Raw genomic sequence first — 1070 nt, 5'->3', positions numbered from 1 at the left:
GATATACAGTTTTGCATTGCCGGTGCCGGAGCTGTAAGTACCTTCGATGGTTGGCGTCAGACTGCTGGTGATCCAGTCTCCTTTGGTGCCGGTATCGCTGCCCGTGTTGATGCCGGTGAATGCGGCCGCCGTTACGTTCAGGGTGCCTGCAAAGCTGTCCACTTGCAGGGCCGCGGTTTCGACCGTGCCGGTGGACGCTTCGAGCACCCAGTCACCGCCTGCCGCCGCGCTGCCAGTTGCGTCAGTGGACGCCGCCACGTCTGCACCAGTCGCCTGGGCCAGCTGATTAATGAACTGCTGGCCTTCCGTGCCCGCCGCCACATCGCAGCCATACAGCAGAATGTCGCCGCCGGAAGTGAGGTGGCTGCCGATCTCCGCCAACTGCGTGCTGTAGGCAGCGACCGTGTCGCTATTGAGCACCGTGGAGCCAAGAACGATCTCACCCGGCGCGCCGTGCGACACCACATCCATGCTCGCGATATCGGTAATGATATCGATCGCTGACACCTTGCCTGTGTTGTGCGCCAGGTAATCGCGGATCTGCTGGATGCCGTCTTGGGACGCATCGAGCACCACTGCCGTCGTATTGGCAGGCAGGGCCGCAATGATGTCCTGGTAGTCCGCCACCGAAGGATCAACAAACACCACGCGCGGCGTAAACARGCCGTCCGTAGCCGCTGCGGGCGAGATGACGTTGATGCTGGCGGCTGTGATCTGATGGGTGGTCAGGTAGTCCTGAATCTGCTGCATGCCGTTCGCCGGATCAGTCAGCATCACCACATTGAACTGGCTGGCGTCGTAGCGAGAGGCCAGTGATTGGAAGTCGGACAGATTGCTGTCCAGAAATACGGTGCGCGCAGCGTCCATTTCTCGTCCCCAAAAGTGGTGAATTGTTGTGTTAGACAATTCATTTAACTCCTTGGAAACGCTTAGTGCATGGTAGTAAACCACCTTTCTTCTCAGGACATTTGCGTGATTTTTCGTGAGAATCCCATGACAAATATCCCGAAAAAATCACACCAACAGAGTGAGACTGCGCGCTGTAGCAGGCGTAGAATAAACACCCCAAC

1 protein-coding gene is annotated in these 1070 nt (G+C 57.7%); it reads right to left on the bottom strand.

Going from position 1 to position 1070, the window contains the following annotated elements; all coding sequences use genetic code 11:
• The coding region (locus AB4Z11_RS32425) for a DUF4347 domain-containing protein (RefSeq protein WP_442030393.1) at window positions 1-867 on the bottom strand (867 nt) is incomplete at its 3' end.
• Between the last annotated feature and the right edge of the window lie 203 nt (window positions 868-1070).

It is taken from the genome of Pseudoduganella sp. RAF53_2 (assembly GCF_052113985.1).
Lineage (GTDB): Bacteria > Pseudomonadota > Gammaproteobacteria > Burkholderiales > Burkholderiaceae_D > Rugamonas.
The sequence above is the reverse complement of the archived record's forward strand: the minus strand, read 5'-3'. Positions and strand labels throughout refer to the sequence as shown.